The 15,476-nt window shown below is 71.3% G+C and carries 13 protein-coding genes; 4 read left to right on the forward strand and 9 right to left on the reverse strand.

Annotated features, from left to right (window positions below):
- Positions 1-136: 136 nt before the first annotated feature.
- Positions 137-1,150, reverse strand: a complete 1,014-nt coding sequence (locus BLR68_RS10500; RefSeq protein WP_018186864.1) for a LacI family DNA-binding transcriptional regulator — start codon at positions 1,148-1,150, stop codon at positions 137-139.
- 76 nt (positions 1,151-1,226) lie between these two features.
- Between BLR68_RS10500 and BLR68_RS10505 the strand changes: the two genes are divergently transcribed.
- Together BLR68_RS10505 and BLR68_RS10510 are read left to right on the forward strand one after the other, a co-directional pair.
- Positions 1,227-2,039, forward strand: coding sequence for a DUF1206 domain-containing protein (locus BLR68_RS10505; protein ID WP_026302862.1), 813 nt, complete (start codon positions 1,227-1,229; stop codon positions 2,037-2,039).
- Positions 2,040-2,094: 55 nt separating this feature from the next.
- Complete coding sequence (locus BLR68_RS10510; RefSeq protein WP_018186862.1) at positions 2,095-3,081, forward strand: o-succinylbenzoate synthase; 987 nt, start codon at positions 2,095-2,097, stop codon at positions 3,079-3,081.
- Positions 3,082-3,101: 20 nt separating this feature from the next.
- Here the strand turns inward: BLR68_RS10510 and BLR68_RS10515 are convergent, their stop codons facing one another.
- Positions 3,102-3,692 carry a TetR/AcrR family transcriptional regulator gene (locus BLR68_RS10515; RefSeq protein WP_018186861.1) on the reverse strand — a complete coding sequence of 197 codons (591 nt, stop codon included), beginning with the start codon at positions 3,690-3,692 and terminating at the stop codon, positions 3,102-3,104.
- A 107-nt stretch (positions 3,693-3,799) separates the two neighbouring features.
- Here BLR68_RS10515 and BLR68_RS10520 point away from each other — a divergent pair, with 107 nt between their 5' ends.
- Positions 3,800-6,685 (forward strand): MMPL family transporter, encoded by a 2,886-nt coding sequence (locus BLR68_RS10520; RefSeq protein WP_018186860.1) that lies wholly within the window; start codon positions 3,800-3,802, stop codon positions 6,683-6,685.
- Positions 6,682-8,985 carry a YhgE/Pip domain-containing protein gene (locus BLR68_RS10525; protein WP_018186859.1) on the forward strand — a complete coding sequence of 768 codons (2,304 nt, stop codon included), beginning with the start codon at positions 6,682-6,684 and terminating at the stop codon, positions 8,983-8,985. The genes BLR68_RS10520 and BLR68_RS10525 overlap by 4 nt, the downstream gene beginning before the upstream one ends.
- A 60-nt stretch (positions 8,986-9,045) precedes the next feature.
- On the opposite strand, the gene BLR68_RS10530 is transcribed toward BLR68_RS10525, so the two are convergent.
- The 7 genes from BLR68_RS10530 to BLR68_RS10560 are packed head-to-tail and all read right to left on the reverse strand — an operon-like array spanning position 9,046 to position 15,460.
- Positions 9,046-9,915: an alanyl-tRNA editing protein gene (locus tag BLR68_RS10530; RefSeq protein WP_018186858.1), complete on the reverse strand. Its 870-nt coding sequence runs from the start codon at positions 9,913-9,915 to the stop codon at positions 9,046-9,048.
- A 4-nt stretch (positions 9,916-9,919) separates the two neighbouring features.
- Complete coding sequence (gene ccsB, locus BLR68_RS10535; RefSeq protein ID WP_018186857.1) at positions 9,920-10,939, reverse strand: c-type cytochrome biogenesis protein CcsB; 1,020 nt, start codon at positions 10,937-10,939, stop codon at positions 9,920-9,922.
- A gap of 28 nt (positions 10,940-10,967) precedes the next feature.
- The gene (locus tag BLR68_RS10540; protein WP_018186856.1) at positions 10,968-12,704 is read right to left on the reverse strand and encodes a cytochrome c biogenesis protein ResB; all 1,737 of its coding nucleotides are present in this window, start codon (positions 12,702-12,704) and stop codon (positions 10,968-10,970) included.
- The gene (locus tag BLR68_RS10545; protein WP_018186855.1) at positions 12,682-13,488 is read right to left on the reverse strand and encodes a cytochrome c biogenesis CcdA family protein; all 807 of its coding nucleotides are present in this window, start codon (positions 13,486-13,488) and stop codon (positions 12,682-12,684) included. The genes BLR68_RS10540 and BLR68_RS10545 overlap by 23 nt, the downstream gene beginning before the upstream one ends.
- Complete coding sequence (locus BLR68_RS10550) at positions 13,485-14,084, reverse strand: TlpA family protein disulfide reductase (RefSeq protein WP_018186854.1); 600 nt, start codon at positions 14,082-14,084, stop codon at positions 13,485-13,487. The genes BLR68_RS10545 and BLR68_RS10550 overlap by 4 nt, the downstream gene beginning before the upstream one ends.
- A complete protein-coding gene (locus BLR68_RS10555) occupies positions 14,081-14,710 on the reverse strand; it encodes a histidine phosphatase family protein (protein WP_026302861.1) in 630 nt (209 codons plus the stop codon). The genes BLR68_RS10550 and BLR68_RS10555 overlap by 4 nt, the downstream gene beginning before the upstream one ends.
- Positions 14,711-14,770: 60 nt before the next feature.
- Positions 14,771-15,460: a DedA family protein gene (locus BLR68_RS10560; protein ID WP_026302860.1), complete on the reverse strand. Its 690-nt coding sequence runs from the start codon at positions 15,458-15,460 to the stop codon at positions 14,771-14,773.
- Positions 15,461-15,476: the final 16 nt, after the last annotated feature.

A 15,476-nucleotide genomic window follows, 5' to 3' on the forward strand; every position in this document is an offset into this window, starting at 1 on the left:
TCCCACCGCGTCGACGGATGCAATGGATCCGGCCCGACACGCCGGTGCCCGCGCGCGAGGCACGGCGTGGCGCGCACGAACTCTTGCATCCGCGAACGCCAGGCCCGCGCGCCACGCGCAGCGCCGCCGACCGCGATCAGCGACGCCCCGGCGCCGACTCCCGCACGCGCAGCGTGAATTCGCCCGACTGCACCCGGTGAGGGATGTCGGATGCCGCGGCGACGCGACCGAGCAGGGTGTCGACCGCGGTCTGTGCGATCCACCGTCGGCCGGGATCGATCGTGGTCAGGGAGGGGATCGAGTACTGCGCCTCGTCGAGGTCGTCGAACCCGACCACGGCGACGTCGTGAGGCACCCGGAGTCCCGCCTCCTGCAATGCGCGGATGGCACCGAGCGCGAGGGTGTCGTTGAGCCCGAAGACGGCGTCGAAGGCGACGCCACGGGCCACGAGGTCACGCACGGCGTCGGCTCCACCCGAGCGGTCCCAGAAGCGCGTGGCGACGATCAGCTCGGGGTCGAGCGCGACCCCGGCCGCCGCCAGCGCGGCGCGATGCCCCTGCAGGCGAAGGCCCGCCGCGCCGTCGGCATCGCCGTCGTGGGCGCCGAGGACAGCGATGCGACGCCTGCCGGCGTCGAGCAGATGCGCCGTCGCCGCCTGTGCGGCCTCGGCGTTCCGCATCGTGACGTGGTCCAGCGGTGCGTCGAACACCCGCTCCCCGAGCAACACGGTCGGGTACGTCTCCGGGCGCGCGGCGAGGTCCGCCGCATCCAGGCCCAACGGACTCATGATCAAGCCGTCGGTGAGACCGAGGCGGGGGCTCCGCAGCAGCTCGCGCTCACGCTCCCGCCCGCCGCCGGTCTGCTCGACCAGGACGACCACGCCGCGCTCCTCGGCTCGTGCGATGACCATGCCGGCGAGCTCGGCGAAGTAGCTGAGCGCGAGATCGGGGACGGCGAGGGCGATGGCGCCCGTCCGGCCGCTGCGGAGGTTCCGCGCCGTAAGGTTCGGCGTGTATCCGAGCTCGGCGACCGCTCGCTCGACGTTCCGGCGGGTCTCGGGTCGGACATGGGGGTGACCGTTGATGACGTTCGAGACCGTCTTGATCGATACACCCGCCAGCCGCGCGACGTCGTGCAGTGTCGGTGTCATCCGGCCCTCCTGGGCGTCACTGTACCGCGCGCGCAACCCCCGCGCGGACCGGCGGCGGCGTCACTACGCTGGCGCGATGAGCTCCTCAACCAAGACCGCAGCACACGGCGCGAAAAACAGCAGGGCGGTGCACGTGCTCGCACGAGCGGGCTTCGCAGCGAGCGGCGTGGTCCACATCATCGTCGGCCTCATCGCCGTCTCCCTCGCCCTGGGACTCTCCGGCGGAGGGCAGGCCGACCAGTCGGGAGCCCTCGCCCAGCTCGCGGCCGCCCCCGGGGGCGTGTTCCTGCTCTGGGGCGCCACGATCGGCCTCGCCGCCCTGGGGCTCTGGCATCTGTTGAGCGCCTTCCTCGACCGGAGTGCCTCCGACGGCAAGGAGCGCGCAGTCCACATCGTGAAGAACGCGTCGAAGGGCGTCGTCTACCTCGTCATCGCGTTCAGCGCGGGCACCTTCGCGGCCGGCGGATCCACGAGTTCGGCCGGGTCGACCCGCTCGCTCACCGCGGATCTCCTCTCGACCCCGGGCGGCGTGTTCCTCGTCGTCGCGATCGGCCTCGTCGTCATCGGCATCGCCGGGTACCTCGTCTTCAAGGGCGCGACCCGCCGTTTCGAGCGCGACCTGTCCCTGCCGTCGGGCACGGCGGGCCGGGGCGTCCGGATCCTGGGCACGGTCGGATACATCGCCCGTGGCGTCGCATTCGCCGGCGTCGGCGTGCTGTTCCTGGTCGGCGCGGCGACGAACGACCCCGAGAAGTCGACCGGTCTCGACGGAGCGCTGCGGTCGTTCGCCGAGCTCCCCGCGGGCAAGATCCTCCTCGTCCTCATCGGTGCGGGCTGGATCGCGTACGGCGTCTACGCCTTCTTCCGCGCCCGCTACACCCGCCTATGACGTGCGGTCGTCGAACCTTCCGCACAACGGCGCCCGCGCGGGCCAGGATGGGGTCATGCATCTGCCCTCGCTCGCCGACCTCCGCGCGAGCGCGCGCGTCGTTTCGCTCCCGCTCCACACCCGGTTCCGCGGCATCGACATCCGTGAGGCAATGCTCTTCGAAGGCCCCGAAGGGTGGACCGAGTTCTCGCCGTTCACCGAGTACGGCGATGTCGAGTCGGCGTCGTGGCTCGCCGCGGCGATCGAATTCGGCTGGCAGCCGACCCCGGCAGCGCTGCGCGACCAGATCGGGGTGAACGCGACGGTGCCGGCGGTGGCCGCGGCATCCGTCCCCGATGTCCTGGCGCGATTCGACGGATGCCGGACTGCGAAGGTCAAGGTCGCCGAGCCCGGTCAGGTGCTGGCCGACGACGTCGCGCGGGTGCGCGCCGTCCGCGAGGCGATGGGTCCTGAGGGGCGCATCCGCATCGACGCCAACGGCGGGTGGAACCTGGACGAGGCGGAGCACGCCGTCCACTCGCTCGCGGCGTTCGACCTCGAGTACGTGGAACAGCCCTGCGCGACGGTGGCCGAGCTCGCCGAGCTGCGCGGACGCATCCGGTACATGGACATCCCGGTCGCCGCCGATGAGAGCGTGCGCAAGGCCGACGACCCGGTCGCCGTCGCCCGGGCCGGCGCGGCCGACCTGCTCGTGATCAAGGCGCAGCCGCTCGGCGGGGTGCGGCGGGCCCTGTCGGTCGTCGCCGAAGCGGGGCTCCCCGCCGTCGTGTCGAGCGCCCTCGACACTTCGGTCGGCCTCGCCATGGGGGTCGCCCTGGCGGCATCCCTCCCCGGGCTGGACGTCGACTGCGGATTGGGGACCGCGTCGCTCCTCGCGGCGGACGTCACCGGCGAGCCGCTGCGGCCCGAGGGCGGGATGCTGCCCGTCCGCCGCGTCGTGCCCGATGCCGCGCTGCTCGACGCGCACGCCGCGACGCGGGAGCGCCGGGACTGGTGGCTCGCCCGCCTGGAGCGGTGCCACGCGGTCCTGCAGGCCGGCTGACGATCCCCAGGAGACCCGGGTCAGCCGACGAGGAGCGGCACGAGCTGCTCGAGCCGCGACTGCATGGCCCGGTTCGCCTGACGCTCCGACAGCCGCTCGAGCGCGGCTTGCACGCTGCACTGCTCCGAGACGTCGAGGAGCAGTTGGGCGGCGTCGGCGACCGTCATCCGCAGGGGCAGTCCATGCCGTTCGCTCACGTCGCCGACGATCGTCTCGATGCGTCGCAGCATCTGCGCGCGCCACGAGAGGAACGCCTCCGCCAGGCGCGGGTCGCGGAGCGCCTGCGTGCGGACCTCGCTGAGCAGCTGCGGCTCCATCCGCTCGGACAGTGACATCGCGGCGATCTGACGGACGAGATCGACCACGTCGCCGCCGCCCGAGAGCGTCTTGACGCGCACCGACACCTCGTCGAGCTTGTCCTCGGACAGCTGCGTGATGAGGGCGAGGAAGAGCTCGTCCTTCGACTCGAAGTTGGAGTAGAACGCGCCCCGCGTGAATCCCGCGCGCTCGCAGATCATCTCGACGGATGCCGCATCGAGCCCGACCTCGGCGAACACCTCGTGTGCGGCTTCGAGCAGGCGCGCACGCGTGTTCTCGCGACTTCGCGCCATCTCACACCCGCCCTTCAGGATTGGGAGCTGTATTCGGGTCTACGATACACATGTGTATTGGATACAGCGCTGTATCGAAACCGTCCGACTCTAATCCAGGAGCGCCTGTGTCCACCATCCTCTTCACCCTCGGCCGATGGGCCTACCGGCACTCGTGGCGCGTGCTGATCGCCTGGATCCTGCTGCTCGGCATCATCGGCGGCGGTGTCGCCCTCTTCATGAAGGGCACCGACAATTCGTTCACGATCCCCGGGACCGAGGCGCAGCAGGGACTCGAGCTGCTGAACCGCACATTCCCGCAGGCCAGCGGGGCGAGCGCCCAGCTCATCGTCGTCGCTCCCGACGGCGAGACGGTCGAGGATCAGCCGCTCCGCGGCGAGATCGACGACCTGGTCACCCGGCTCGGCGACATCGACGGCGTCACCTCGGCGACCTCCCCCTTCGACGAGATGGTCACCGGCCTCGTGTCGGACGACGACCGCGCCGCGCTCGTGCAGATGCAGTTCGACGGTACGTCCACCGAGGTCAGCCACGCGACCGTCGACGCCGTCGAGAAGGCCGCCGCCGACTTCCACGCGAACCTGCCCGACGGCGCGCAGTCCGCGCTCGGCGGCGACCTCTTCGCGGCATCCATCCCGGCGCTGTCGATCGTCGAGGTCGTCGGCGTGCTCGTCGCGCTGTTCGTCCTGATCGTGACGTTCCGCTCGTTCGCCGTCGCCTGGTTCCCGCTCGTCAGCGCTCTGATCGGCGTCGGACTCGCGATCGCCCTCATCTTCCTCGCAACCGCGGTGACGACGATCTCCGCCACGACACCCATGCTCGCCGTCATGCTCGGCCTCGCCGTCGGGATCGACTACGCGCTGTTCATCGTGTCGCGACATCAGGACCAGGTCCGCGCCGGCATGGATCCCGAGGAGTCCGCCGCCCGTGCCGTCGGCACCGCCGGATCGGCCGTCGTCTTCGCCGGAGTGACGGTCATGATCGCCCTCGTGGGACTCAGCATCGCCGGCATCCCGTTCCTGTCGACGATGGGCATCGCGGCTGCCGTCGCCGTCGCGGTCGCGGTCGCCGTCGCGATCAGCCTCACCCCGGCACTCCTCGGATTCGCGAAGGGTCGCGTCGTCGGCTGGGGCGGGGGGATGCTGCAGCGCGGCGTCCCGACCCGCCGTCGCCGCGCGGCCGAGGTCGCCGCAGCGGCGACCGAGGGTGACGACGCCGCACCCGAGCCCGAGCCGGCACCCGCCGCCGGGCCGGTGGCCCCCGCGCGACCCAACCGCTGGGTGATGCTCGTGACGCGGCATCCGATCATCGCGACCGTCGCCGTGGTCGTCGGACTCGGCATCATGGCCATCCCGTCGGCGAGCCTCCACCTCGCGCTGCCGAACGCCGGTGTCCAGCCGCCGTCGAGTCAGGCGCGCCAGGCGTACGACCTGAACGCCGAGTACTTCGGCGCGGGGTCTAACGGTCCCCTCGTCATGGCCGGCACGATCGTCACCTCGACCGATCCGCTCGGCCTCATGGACGACCTCAAGAAGGAGGTCGAGGCGATCCCCGGCGTGAAGCGCGTCGCCCTCGCCACCCCCAACGCCACCGCCGACACCGGTCTCATCCAGATCGTGCCGACCACGGCACCCGACGATCCGGCGACCGCCGACCTCGTGCGCGAGCTCCGCTCGCACCACGACGAGTGGCAGGACGAGTACGGCGTCGACCTCAAGGTCACCGGCTACACCGCCGTCGGCATCGACGTCTCCGACCGGCTCGGGGCCGCACTGCTGCCCTTCGGCATCTTCGTCGTCGGCCTGTCCTTCATCCTCCTGATGATCGTGTTCCGCTCGATCTGGGTGCCGCTGAAGGCGACGCTCGGCTACCTGCTGTCGATCCTCGCCGCGTTCGGCGCCGTCGCCGCGGTGTTCGAATGGGGCTGGCTCGCCGACGCCCTGCACGTGACGCGCACCGGCCCCGTGATCAGCTTCATGCCGATCATCCTCATGGGCGTGCTGTTCGGACTCGCCATGGACTACGAGGTGTTCCTCGTCTCGCGCATGCGCGAGGACTTCGTCCACGCGGTGCGCGCCCGAGGCGGACGCGCGAACCGCGAGACCGCGGTCGCGGCCGTCCGCAGCGGTTTCACCGCCTCGGCCCGCGTCGTCGTCGCAGCGGCCGTCATCATGTTCGCCGTCTTCGCCGCCTTCGTCCCCGAAGGCGACAGTTCGATCAAACCGATCGCCCTGGGCCTCGCCGTGGGCATCGCCGTCGACGCCTTCCTCGTCCGCATGACCCTGACCCCGGCGGTCATGGCCCTGCTGGGCGACAAGGCCTGGTGGATGCCGCGCTGGCTCGAGCGGCTGCTCCCCAAGGTCGACATCGAGGGCGAAGCGGTCGAGCACGAGCGCGCACACGCCGACTGGCCCGAGCCCGACTGGAACGGTGCCCTCGCGGCCGACGACCTCGAGGTGCGGGCCGAGTCGGCCGACACCGACGTCGTGCTCTTCTCCGGCGCGCACGCCCGCGTCGCGGACGGCGGCACGCTGCTCGTGACGGCAGCCGATCCGCACGCGTCCCGCGCCTTCCTGCTGACCGTGGCGGGGCGCATCGCCCCGACCTCCGGCCTGCTGCGCGTCTCCGGTCACCTGCTCCCCGGGCGCGCCGCATGGGTGAGAGCCCATGTTTCCGTCGCCGAGCTGACCGGCTCGGAGTCGCCGCTCGCCGACCTGCGGCGAGCCCTCGCCGGCCGCACCCGGTTCGTCACGATCATCGGTCTCGACGCCCTCACCGGAGCCGACCGCGATCAGGCCGCCGCCCTCCTCCGCGACGCATCGAACGCCGTCGCCGCGAAGGCCGGGCAGCTCACCGTCGCGGCCTCGGCCCGCGACCTCGGCGCCGCCCGCGAGCTGCTCGCCGACGCCTACCGCCCGAAACCCGACACCCTGCGTCTTGACACCTCCGCCGCCCTCGACGCCGACACCCCCACCCAGGTGATCCCCTCATGACTCTCCCCATCGAACGCGCGCAGACCCGGCGCCCCATCTCGTGGCTCACCCTCCTGGGTGTGCTCCTGCTGCCGGCCGTCATCGGCGGCATCCTCGTCGCTGCCCTCTACAACCCCACCGAGCGGCTCGACGCACTGAACACCGCGATCGTGAACAACGACAAGTCGGTGGAGGTGAACGGCCAGACCACACCTCTCGGCCGTCTGCTGACGGCGGGCCTCGTCGAGGGCTCCGACGACCTGGACAGCAACCTCACGTGGACGATCTCCAACTCGGATGACGCGAAGGAAGGGCTCGAGGACGGCACGTACGACGCGATCGTCACCATCCCGAAGAACTTCTCCGCCGCGGCGACCTCGACCGCTCCCGGCAAGACGCCCGAGCGCGCGACGATCGAACTGACGTCGTCGCCCGACTCGCGCATCGTCGACGAAGCCATCACGTCGCAAGTGACCTCGACCGCGGCATCCGTCCTCGGAGAGCGGCTCACGAGCGGCTACCTCGAGAACGTGTTCCTCGGCTTCACGACGCTCGGCGAGCAGCTGGGCAAGGCGGCCGACGGGGCGACCCAACTCACCGACGGCGCCCAGAGCGCCGCCGACGGTGCTGCCCAGCTCGCCGACGGCGCGTCGACCGCGTCCGACGGTGGGTACTCCCTGGCCGACGGCATCCGCAAGCTGCAGACCGGTGCTGACGGCATCGCGAGCGGCGCCGACGCGATCTCCACCGGCGCGTCGGGCCTCGCCACCGGCGCCCACCAGCTCGCCGACGGCGCAGGCGCCGCGGCCGACGGGCTCGACACTCTCGCGGGTGGCGCGGACCAGCTCGCGGACGGCGCTGCCGCCACCTCGCGCGGTCTCGACGAGTGGTCCGCGGGCGCGCGACCGATCGCCGACGGCACGAAGGAGCTCGCCGACGGCCTGGCCAAGGCCGCCGAGCAGACCGCCGCAATCCCCGCGATTCCGTCGGAACTCGTCGACGGGGTGAAGGCCCTCACCGCCAACGGCGAGCAGAACAGCCAGGCCGTGACATCCATCGTCGACGCCCTGTCGTCCGCCGCGAAGGCGTGCGTCCCTGCGCAGGCGGGCACCGCACTGTGCGACCAGTTGACGGCTGCCGCGGCCCAGGCGACCAAGGCGCTGCCCCAGCTGCAGAACACCGTGGGTGACTCGGAGCAGCTGGCGAAGGACCTCGACGCGCTGGCGAACTTCGGCCCGAACCTGAGCGAGGGTCTCAGCACGTCGGCCGCCGCCGCGAAGAAGCTCGCCGGCGGAATGGATCAGCTCGCCGACGGGGCCGACAAGCTCGCCACCGGCGCGGGCGGGCTCTCGACCGGCGCCTCGGGCCTCGCGGACGGCGCGGGCGCGGCGGCGACCGGCGTGCGGCAGCTCGCCGGCGGTGCCGACAAGCTCGCGGGTGGAGCCGACAAGCTCTCGTCCGGCGCAGGCCAGCTCGCGACCGGTGCGCAGGCCCTCGCCACCGGCGCCGGCACCGCCGCGGACGGCTCGGACCAGCTCGCGGACGGCGTCGGCTCGCTCGCCGATGGCGCCGGCGAACTGTCGACGGGTGTCGGCAAGCTCGCCGACGGCACCGGCGACCTCGCGACCGGTCTCGACAAGGCCGTCGACGGCGTCCCGAGCTACACGAAGTCCCAGGCGGCGGACCTCGCGTCGATCGTCGCGAACCCCGTCGTCGCCGAAGGCGCGGGCACCTCGCTGTTCGGCGCCTCCGCCGTCCCGCTGCTCGCGACCCTCGCGCTCTGGTTCGGTGGGCTGGCGTCGTTCATCGTGCTTCGCGCCGTCCCCCGCGCCGCACTCACGTCGCGCCGCTCCTCCGCCGCACTCGCGCTGCGCGCCCTCGCCCCCGGAGCGCTGCTCGGCGCCCTGCAGGGCGTCCTGGTGGCCACCGTCGTCCAGCTCGCCGCGGGCTACGACTGGGGCGCCTGGTGGCTCTTCGCCGCGATGTGCGTGCTCGCCGGAGTCGCGTTCGCGGCGGTCAACCACGCCCTCGTCGCGCTGTTCGGCGGCATCGGACGGTGGGTCTCGGCGCTCGTCGGAGTCATGGCCCTCGCCACCGGCATCGTCTCGACGGTTCCCGGCACGCTCCTCGACGTGGCCGGCCTCCTGCCGACCGCCCCGGCCTACACGGCCATGCTGGCCGCATTGACGGATGCCGGGGGCGGCGCACCCGCAGCCATGGGACTCGTCCTTTGGACGCTGGTCGCGATCGGCGCCGGCATCCTCGCCGTCACCCGACACCGCTCCACGTCGGCCCGGGCCGTCCTCACCCAGCCCGCCTGAGCCGGACGCGGCGTCGGGCCCGCAGGGCTCGGCGCCGCCCGGCCGACGGTAGCCCGCGACTCAGCCGGCGAGGCGGATCGTCGTCGTCATGACGAGTTCGAGGCCGCCCGGGACCTCGGTCAACGCGAGCGCCACGGTGATCGCCTCGATGCCCGCCAGGGATGTCAGATGCGTCCCGCCGCACGGCAGTTCGACGGCGCCCTCGGGCAGCTCGCAGCGCCAGGTACGTCGGCCCGCAAGCGTGTGGTCGTCGCGATGGATGCCGATGGCTCCCGGCGCGCCCGCCCACTCGGCGAGGGTCGCGTCGGCGCGCGCCTCGACGGCTCGAAGGTCAGCCAGCGCAGCGGGGTCGAACCCCTTCTTCCGCAGCGACTTGCCGATGCGGTAGACGTCGGTGGAGCCGTACGGGGTGATGCGGGACGTCTGGATGGCGAGCATGTCGAACGCGGGACGACCCGCGGCATCCGTCGGCACCTGCTTCGTCCAGGCGTCCTCGAGCGCGGCGTCCAGGGCGAGGGATGCCAGGTGGCAGGCGGTGTGCCCGGCGGACAGCGCAGCGCGCAGCTCGGGGTCGACGTGAGCGGCGACGCTCTCCCCGACGGCGGGCGCGGCCCCCTCGACGACGTGGACGACGACGAAGGTCCACCCTTCCGTCCCCATGCGGACGGGCAGGTCGGGGCCGATGACGAGCGCGCCGTCGTGGATGCCGCCCGTCAGCGTCGCGAGCACCGGCACGTCGCCCGCGGCCGTCCGCAGCACCCCGATGTCGGCGGGCTGGTCGGGCCACGCCGTGTCGACGGGGTGGAACGGGGTGCGGTCGAGCACGACTCCGGAACGCCCGTCGGGCAACGGCGCGATGTGGACGACGTCGGCCGTTCCCGTGAGCTCCCCATCGGGGTAGGTCACGACGGTGGCGGGGATGACGGTCACGGGATCAGCTGGGCAGGCCGCTGTAGGAGTGCAGCCCCTGGAAGAACTGGTTCACGATCGTGAAGTTGAACAGCACGGCGGTGAACCCGACGATCGACAACCAGGCCGACCGCGTCCCCCGCCACCCGCGGGTCGCCCGCGCGTGGATGTAGCCGGCGTAGACCACCCAGATCACGAAGGTCCAGACTTCCTTGGTGTCGAAGCCCCAGTAGCGGCCCCACGCGTCGTTCGCCCAGATCGCCCCGGCGATGAGGGTGAAGGTCCAGAGGACGAAGCCGATGATCGCGAAGCGGTAGGCGAGGGACTCGAGCACCTCGGCGCTGGGCAGCGTCCGCAGGAACGGCAGCCGGGTGCGGGGTGCGGCATCCGACCCGACGGCCGCGAGAGCGATGCGCTCCCGTCGCGACTGGAGGAGCTGCACGATCGACAGGGCGAACGCGAGTGCGAAGAAGGCCGACGCGAGCGAGGCGACGAAGACGTGGATGACGAGCCAGACGCTCTTCAGCGGGTCCGACAGCGGGACGACCTCGACGTAGTAGGCCAGGGCGGCACCGCCGAGGAGGATGACGATGAGGCCGTTGATGAAGGCGCCGAGGAAGCGGAGGTCGTACTTCACGAGCACGGTGAGGAACACCATCACGACGAGCATCGTGCCGGTGAGGGCGAACTCGTAGTTGTTCGACCACGGCACACGGCCGGCGGCGATGCCGCGGGTGACGTCAGCGCCAACGTGGAAGAGGAAGCCGATCATCGTCAGCACGACGCCGAGGCGCGCGAACAGGTAGCGGCCGCGCTTCGACGGCGCGGCTTCGAGGGCGACCTTGGCGGCCGCCTCCTCGGCGTGGATCTCGTCGATAGTCTGACCACCGCCGCCGGCCGCGACGAGCGTGCGCGCCTTCGCGTCCTGCGCCTTGATGGCCAGCTCGGAACGGCGCGCGAGGTCGACGGTGAACGCGAGGAAGCCGAGCGTGTAGATCGCGATCGCGGTCCACAGCAGCAGCACGGAGATGTCATCGAACGACATGAGGGTCCTCCGGAGGAGATGGGTGGGTTCAGTTTACGTTCGCGGGGACGGCCGGGGCGGATGCCGGTTCGTCATCGAGCACCCTGCCGTGCCGCCGGGCGAGATCGGCGACCGCGATCGCGATCGCAGGATCCTCGCCGCGGGCCAGTCCCGCGTACTCGAGCGTCACGGCGTCGCCGTCCGGGGTCGCCTTCACCCACATGCGTCGGCGCGGGACGAACAGGGCCGTGAAGAGACCGACCATCGCGAGGATCGCGAACGCGAGCACCCACGGGGCGCTCGAGTCGTTGTGGATCGACAGCGAGACGTAGCGCTTCACCGACTCCGCGGCGCCGTTCTTCGTCTCGTCCTCGAAGGTCACGCTGCCGCGGCCGCCCGGCAGCTGGACGGTCTGCCCCGGCGAGAGCTCGAGCGACGGGGTGTCGGCGTTGCGCCCGGCGATCTCGGTCATGCCGTCGGTGTCGAGCGCATAGACGGAGCGCGCATCGCCGTTGTCGATGCCGAGGTCACCCTCGTAGACGAAGAACGTCAGGCGCGGGTCGACGAGGTCGCCGTACGCCGAGGTGAGGGCGCCGCTCTGGAGCGTGGCGACCGTCGGGTAGAAGAAGCCGACGAGGCCGAGCTGCTCACCGCCGGTGTCGGGGATCTTGACGACGCCCGACGAGGTCATCGTGGGGCTCTGCGGCAGGAACGGCACCGACTCGCTGAAGACGACGTCGCCCGAGCCGTTGCGGACGGTGATCGTCGGAGCGTAGCCGTTGCCCATGAGGTAGACACGGTCGCCCGCCATGGTGATCGGGTGGTTCACCTCGATGACCTGATCCTCGGCCTTCTGCCCGGGGAAGCGCGTCGTCACGTGAGCGGCGAAGTCGCCCGCCTGCCCCGACGGCGGCGGCGCGTAGGTCACGTCGAAGCGGTCGAGGGTGATGGAGTACGGCGTCAGCGCCTCGGTGTCGACGAAACGGCCCGGGTTGAAAGAGGTGTAGCCGAGGCCGAGCGAGTTGACGAAGCCGTCGCCCTCGGTGATGACCGTCTGACCGGTGTAGGTGAACCCGCCGCCGATGCCGACCGAGAGGAGCACTCCCACCAGGGCGCCGTGGAAGATCAGGTTGCCGGTCTCGCGGAGGTAGCCGCGTTCGGCGGAGACCGAGGCGACGCCGTTCCGGTCGTACCGCTCGACGCGGTAACGGGCCGAGCGCAGCTGCGCCTCGGCGAGGTCGACCGCGTGCGCCGCGTGACCCGCGGCATCCTCACCCTCGGGAACGGCGACGCGCGACTCGACGTGGTCGTCCAGGCGGGACAGGCGCGCGGGGGTGCGCGGCGGGCGGGCGCGCAACGCCTTCCAGTGGTGCTTGGTGCGCGGCAGCACGCAGCCGATGAGGGAGATGAACAGGAGGATGTAGATCGCCGAGAACCACACCGACGAGTAGACGTCGAAGAGCTGGAGCGTCTCGAAGGTCGGGTAGAGGTCGGGGTTGGTGGCCCGCCACTGGGTGACGCCGTTCGGGTCGGCGCTGCGCTGCGGCACGAGCGATCCCGGGATCGCCGCGATGGCGAGCAGCAGCAGCAGCACGAGGGCCGTCCGCATGCTCGTCAGCTGCCGCCAGCCCCACCGCAGCCAGCCGACGATGCCGAGCACGGGCTGAGTCGGCGAGCCGTCGTCGGCCGCGCCCCGCTCGCCCGTCTTGTCGAGGTGGTCGCTCGGTCGGAGCGGTCCGTCGACGGCCGTCGCGCCGGAACGGTCAGAAGAAGGTCGGGACACCACCGATCACCCCCTGGAAGTTCGAGATGAGCGTCGTCCACACTCCGGTCACCATGAGGACCCCGAGCGCGACCAGCAGGACGCCACCGACGATGTTGACCGTCCGGATGTGGCGGCGCACGAACGAGACGGAGCGTGTCGCCCAGCCCGCGCCGAGCGCGAGGAGGACGAACGGGAGCCCGAGTCCGAGGGAGTAGGCGACCGCCAGCGTCCCGGCCCGGAGGGGGTCCGCCTGGCTGTAGGCCATCGTCAGGATCGCCGCGAGCGTGGGGCCGATGCACGGCGCCCAGCCGATCCCCATGGCGACACCCAGCAGCGGGGCGCCGAGGATGCCGAGGTTCTGCGTGAGCTGCGGACGATAGATCTTCTGCGCGAAGCCGAAGACGCCGACGAAGACCAGTCCGAGCGCGATCACGACGAGACCCAGGATGCGGGTGATGAGGTCCTGGTACTCGATGAAGAGACGTCCGAGGGTACCGGCGAACACGCCCATCATCAGGAAGATGACGGTGAACCCGGCGATGAAGAGGGCGACCCCGAGCAGGAGGCGTCCGCGGGCCGGCGCATCGACGCGGGTCCGCGTCGCGGCTCCCGCCGGGGCGGTGGCGGCGGCATCCGTCGATGTCACCCGTGAGGCGCGAGGGGTCATCGCCCCGCCGAGGAAGCCGAGGTACCCGGGGACGAGCGGCAGCACGCACGGCGAGAGGAAGGAGACGAGTCCGGCAAGGGCCGCGATCGGGATCGCGATCCACAGCGACCCGTCGACCACGATTGAACCGGGGTTCATCCCTTCTCCGCCAGGGTGTCGTCGACGAGCTCGCGGAGCGTGGTCGCATCGGGCAGCTGACCGAACAGTCGTGCGGCCACCCGGCCCTTGCGGTCGACGACGAGCGTCGTCGGTGCCGCCTGGAGCGAGGTCCAGTCCGCGAATGCGAGCTTCAGGTCGACGTCGCCACGGGCGAGGATCGACGGGTAGGTGATCTTGTACGTCTCGTCGAAGGAGGTCGCCTGCTCAGGACCGTCGTAGATGTTGACGCCGAGGAAATGGGCTCCGTCGCCCTTCGTGTCCTGATAGGTCTGCTCGAGGACGGGTGCCTCCGCCCGGCACGGACCGCAGGCGGCGTACCAGAAGTTGAGGACGACGACGTCGCCCGCGAAGTCGGTGCTCGAGATCTCCGACCCGTCGGTGCTCGTGCCCGTGAACGACAGGGCGTCCCCGCGCTGAGCGGCGGGGATCGTCTCGACGCGACCGTCGCTCGAGATGAAGCCCTGCGTGTTGCCTTCGCGGTACAGGTCGGAGAGGTTGTCGTTCTCACTCGAACAGGCTGCGAGACCCGCGACGAGCGTCAGAGCCGCGACGGCGGCGAGGATGCGGCGTCTCATACGGCCCCCACGTCCACAGCGCCGGCGGTCGGGGCCGGCTCGGCGTAGTCGACTTCGCGCCAGACGTCGCCGTCGAGCTCGAAGCTCGTGATGCTCGACAGGTCGCACCGGCGGCGACGCGGGTCGTGACGGAGCGGGAGTCCTGCGACGGACAGGTGCGTGATCCAGATCGGGAGCTGGTGCGAGACGATCACCGCGTCGCCCGAGGGCGTGCGGTTCCACGCGTCGCGCATCGCCGCCTGCATGCGCTCGACCACCTCGAGGTAGGCCTCTCCCCAGCTCGGCAGCGCGGGAGTGCGCAGGTGCCACCAGTTGAGCGGGTTGCGCAGTGCGCTCCGCATCCGCTTCCCCTCGAAGACGTTCGTCGGCTCGAGCACACGGGCATCGATCACGGGGGTCAGCCCGAAGAGCTCCGCGATCGGGGCGGCGGATTCGCGGGCCCTCTCGAGCGGGGACGAGACGAGCGACTTGACGGGACGCCCCTGCGCCTTCAGGTGCTCGGCCGCGGCACGGGCCATGTCCTGACCGTCCTCGCTGAGGTGGAAGCCCGGAAGTCGCCCGTACAACACGCGGTCGGGGTTATGGACCTCCCCGTGGCGCACGAGATGGAGGCGGGCGGCAGGCACGCCTTCAGTCTACGTGAGGGGGTCCTATGCAGGGCCTGAGCGCCGGCCGCATGCGGGGCCTCAACCGGCGGCATCCTCCGTCGACTCCCGGCGGTGACGGACGGCAGCGCGGATGCGGATGAACAGGAACCACGCGATGAGGGCGACGACGACGACGATCACGATGTTCTGGAAGACGCCGGCGTACTGCTCGACGATGTGCCAGTTCTCGCCGAGGAAGAATCCCGCGAGCACGAAGATCGAGTTCCAGATGAGACTGCCGGCCGTCGTCAGGAGCCCGAACTTCCACCAGGGCATCTTCGAGACGCCCGCCGGGATCGAGATGAGGCTGCGGAACAGCGGCACCATCCGGCCGAAGAAGACCGCGACCGAGCCGTGCCGCTCGAACCAGGCGACCGTCTTGGTGACGTCCTCCCCCTTCATGAGAGGCAGCTTTTCGGCGACGCGCGTGAGACGCTCCGCGCCGAGCACGCGGCCGAGCACGTAGAGGATGTACGCGCCGGCGAGCGACCCGAAGGTGGTCCAGCCGATCGCTTCGGCGAGGGTGAACGACCCACGCGACGCGGCGAGACCGGCTACGGGTAGCACCGCCTCACTGGGGATCGGCGGGAAGAGGCTCTCGAGGCCGACGGCGATGGCCGCGCCCGCGGGCCCGATCGTCTCCATCAGCATCACGAGCCAGTCGGCCAGGGCCGACAGCCACGACCCGCCACCCGAGGAGGAGGTGGCGGCAATGTTCACAACGGTCATCGGGTGCTCTCTCGCC

Source organism: Microbacterium sp. 77mftsu3.1 (assembly GCF_900100525.1).
Lineage (GTDB): Bacteria > Actinomycetota > Actinomycetes > Actinomycetales > Microbacteriaceae > Microbacterium > Microbacterium aquilitoris.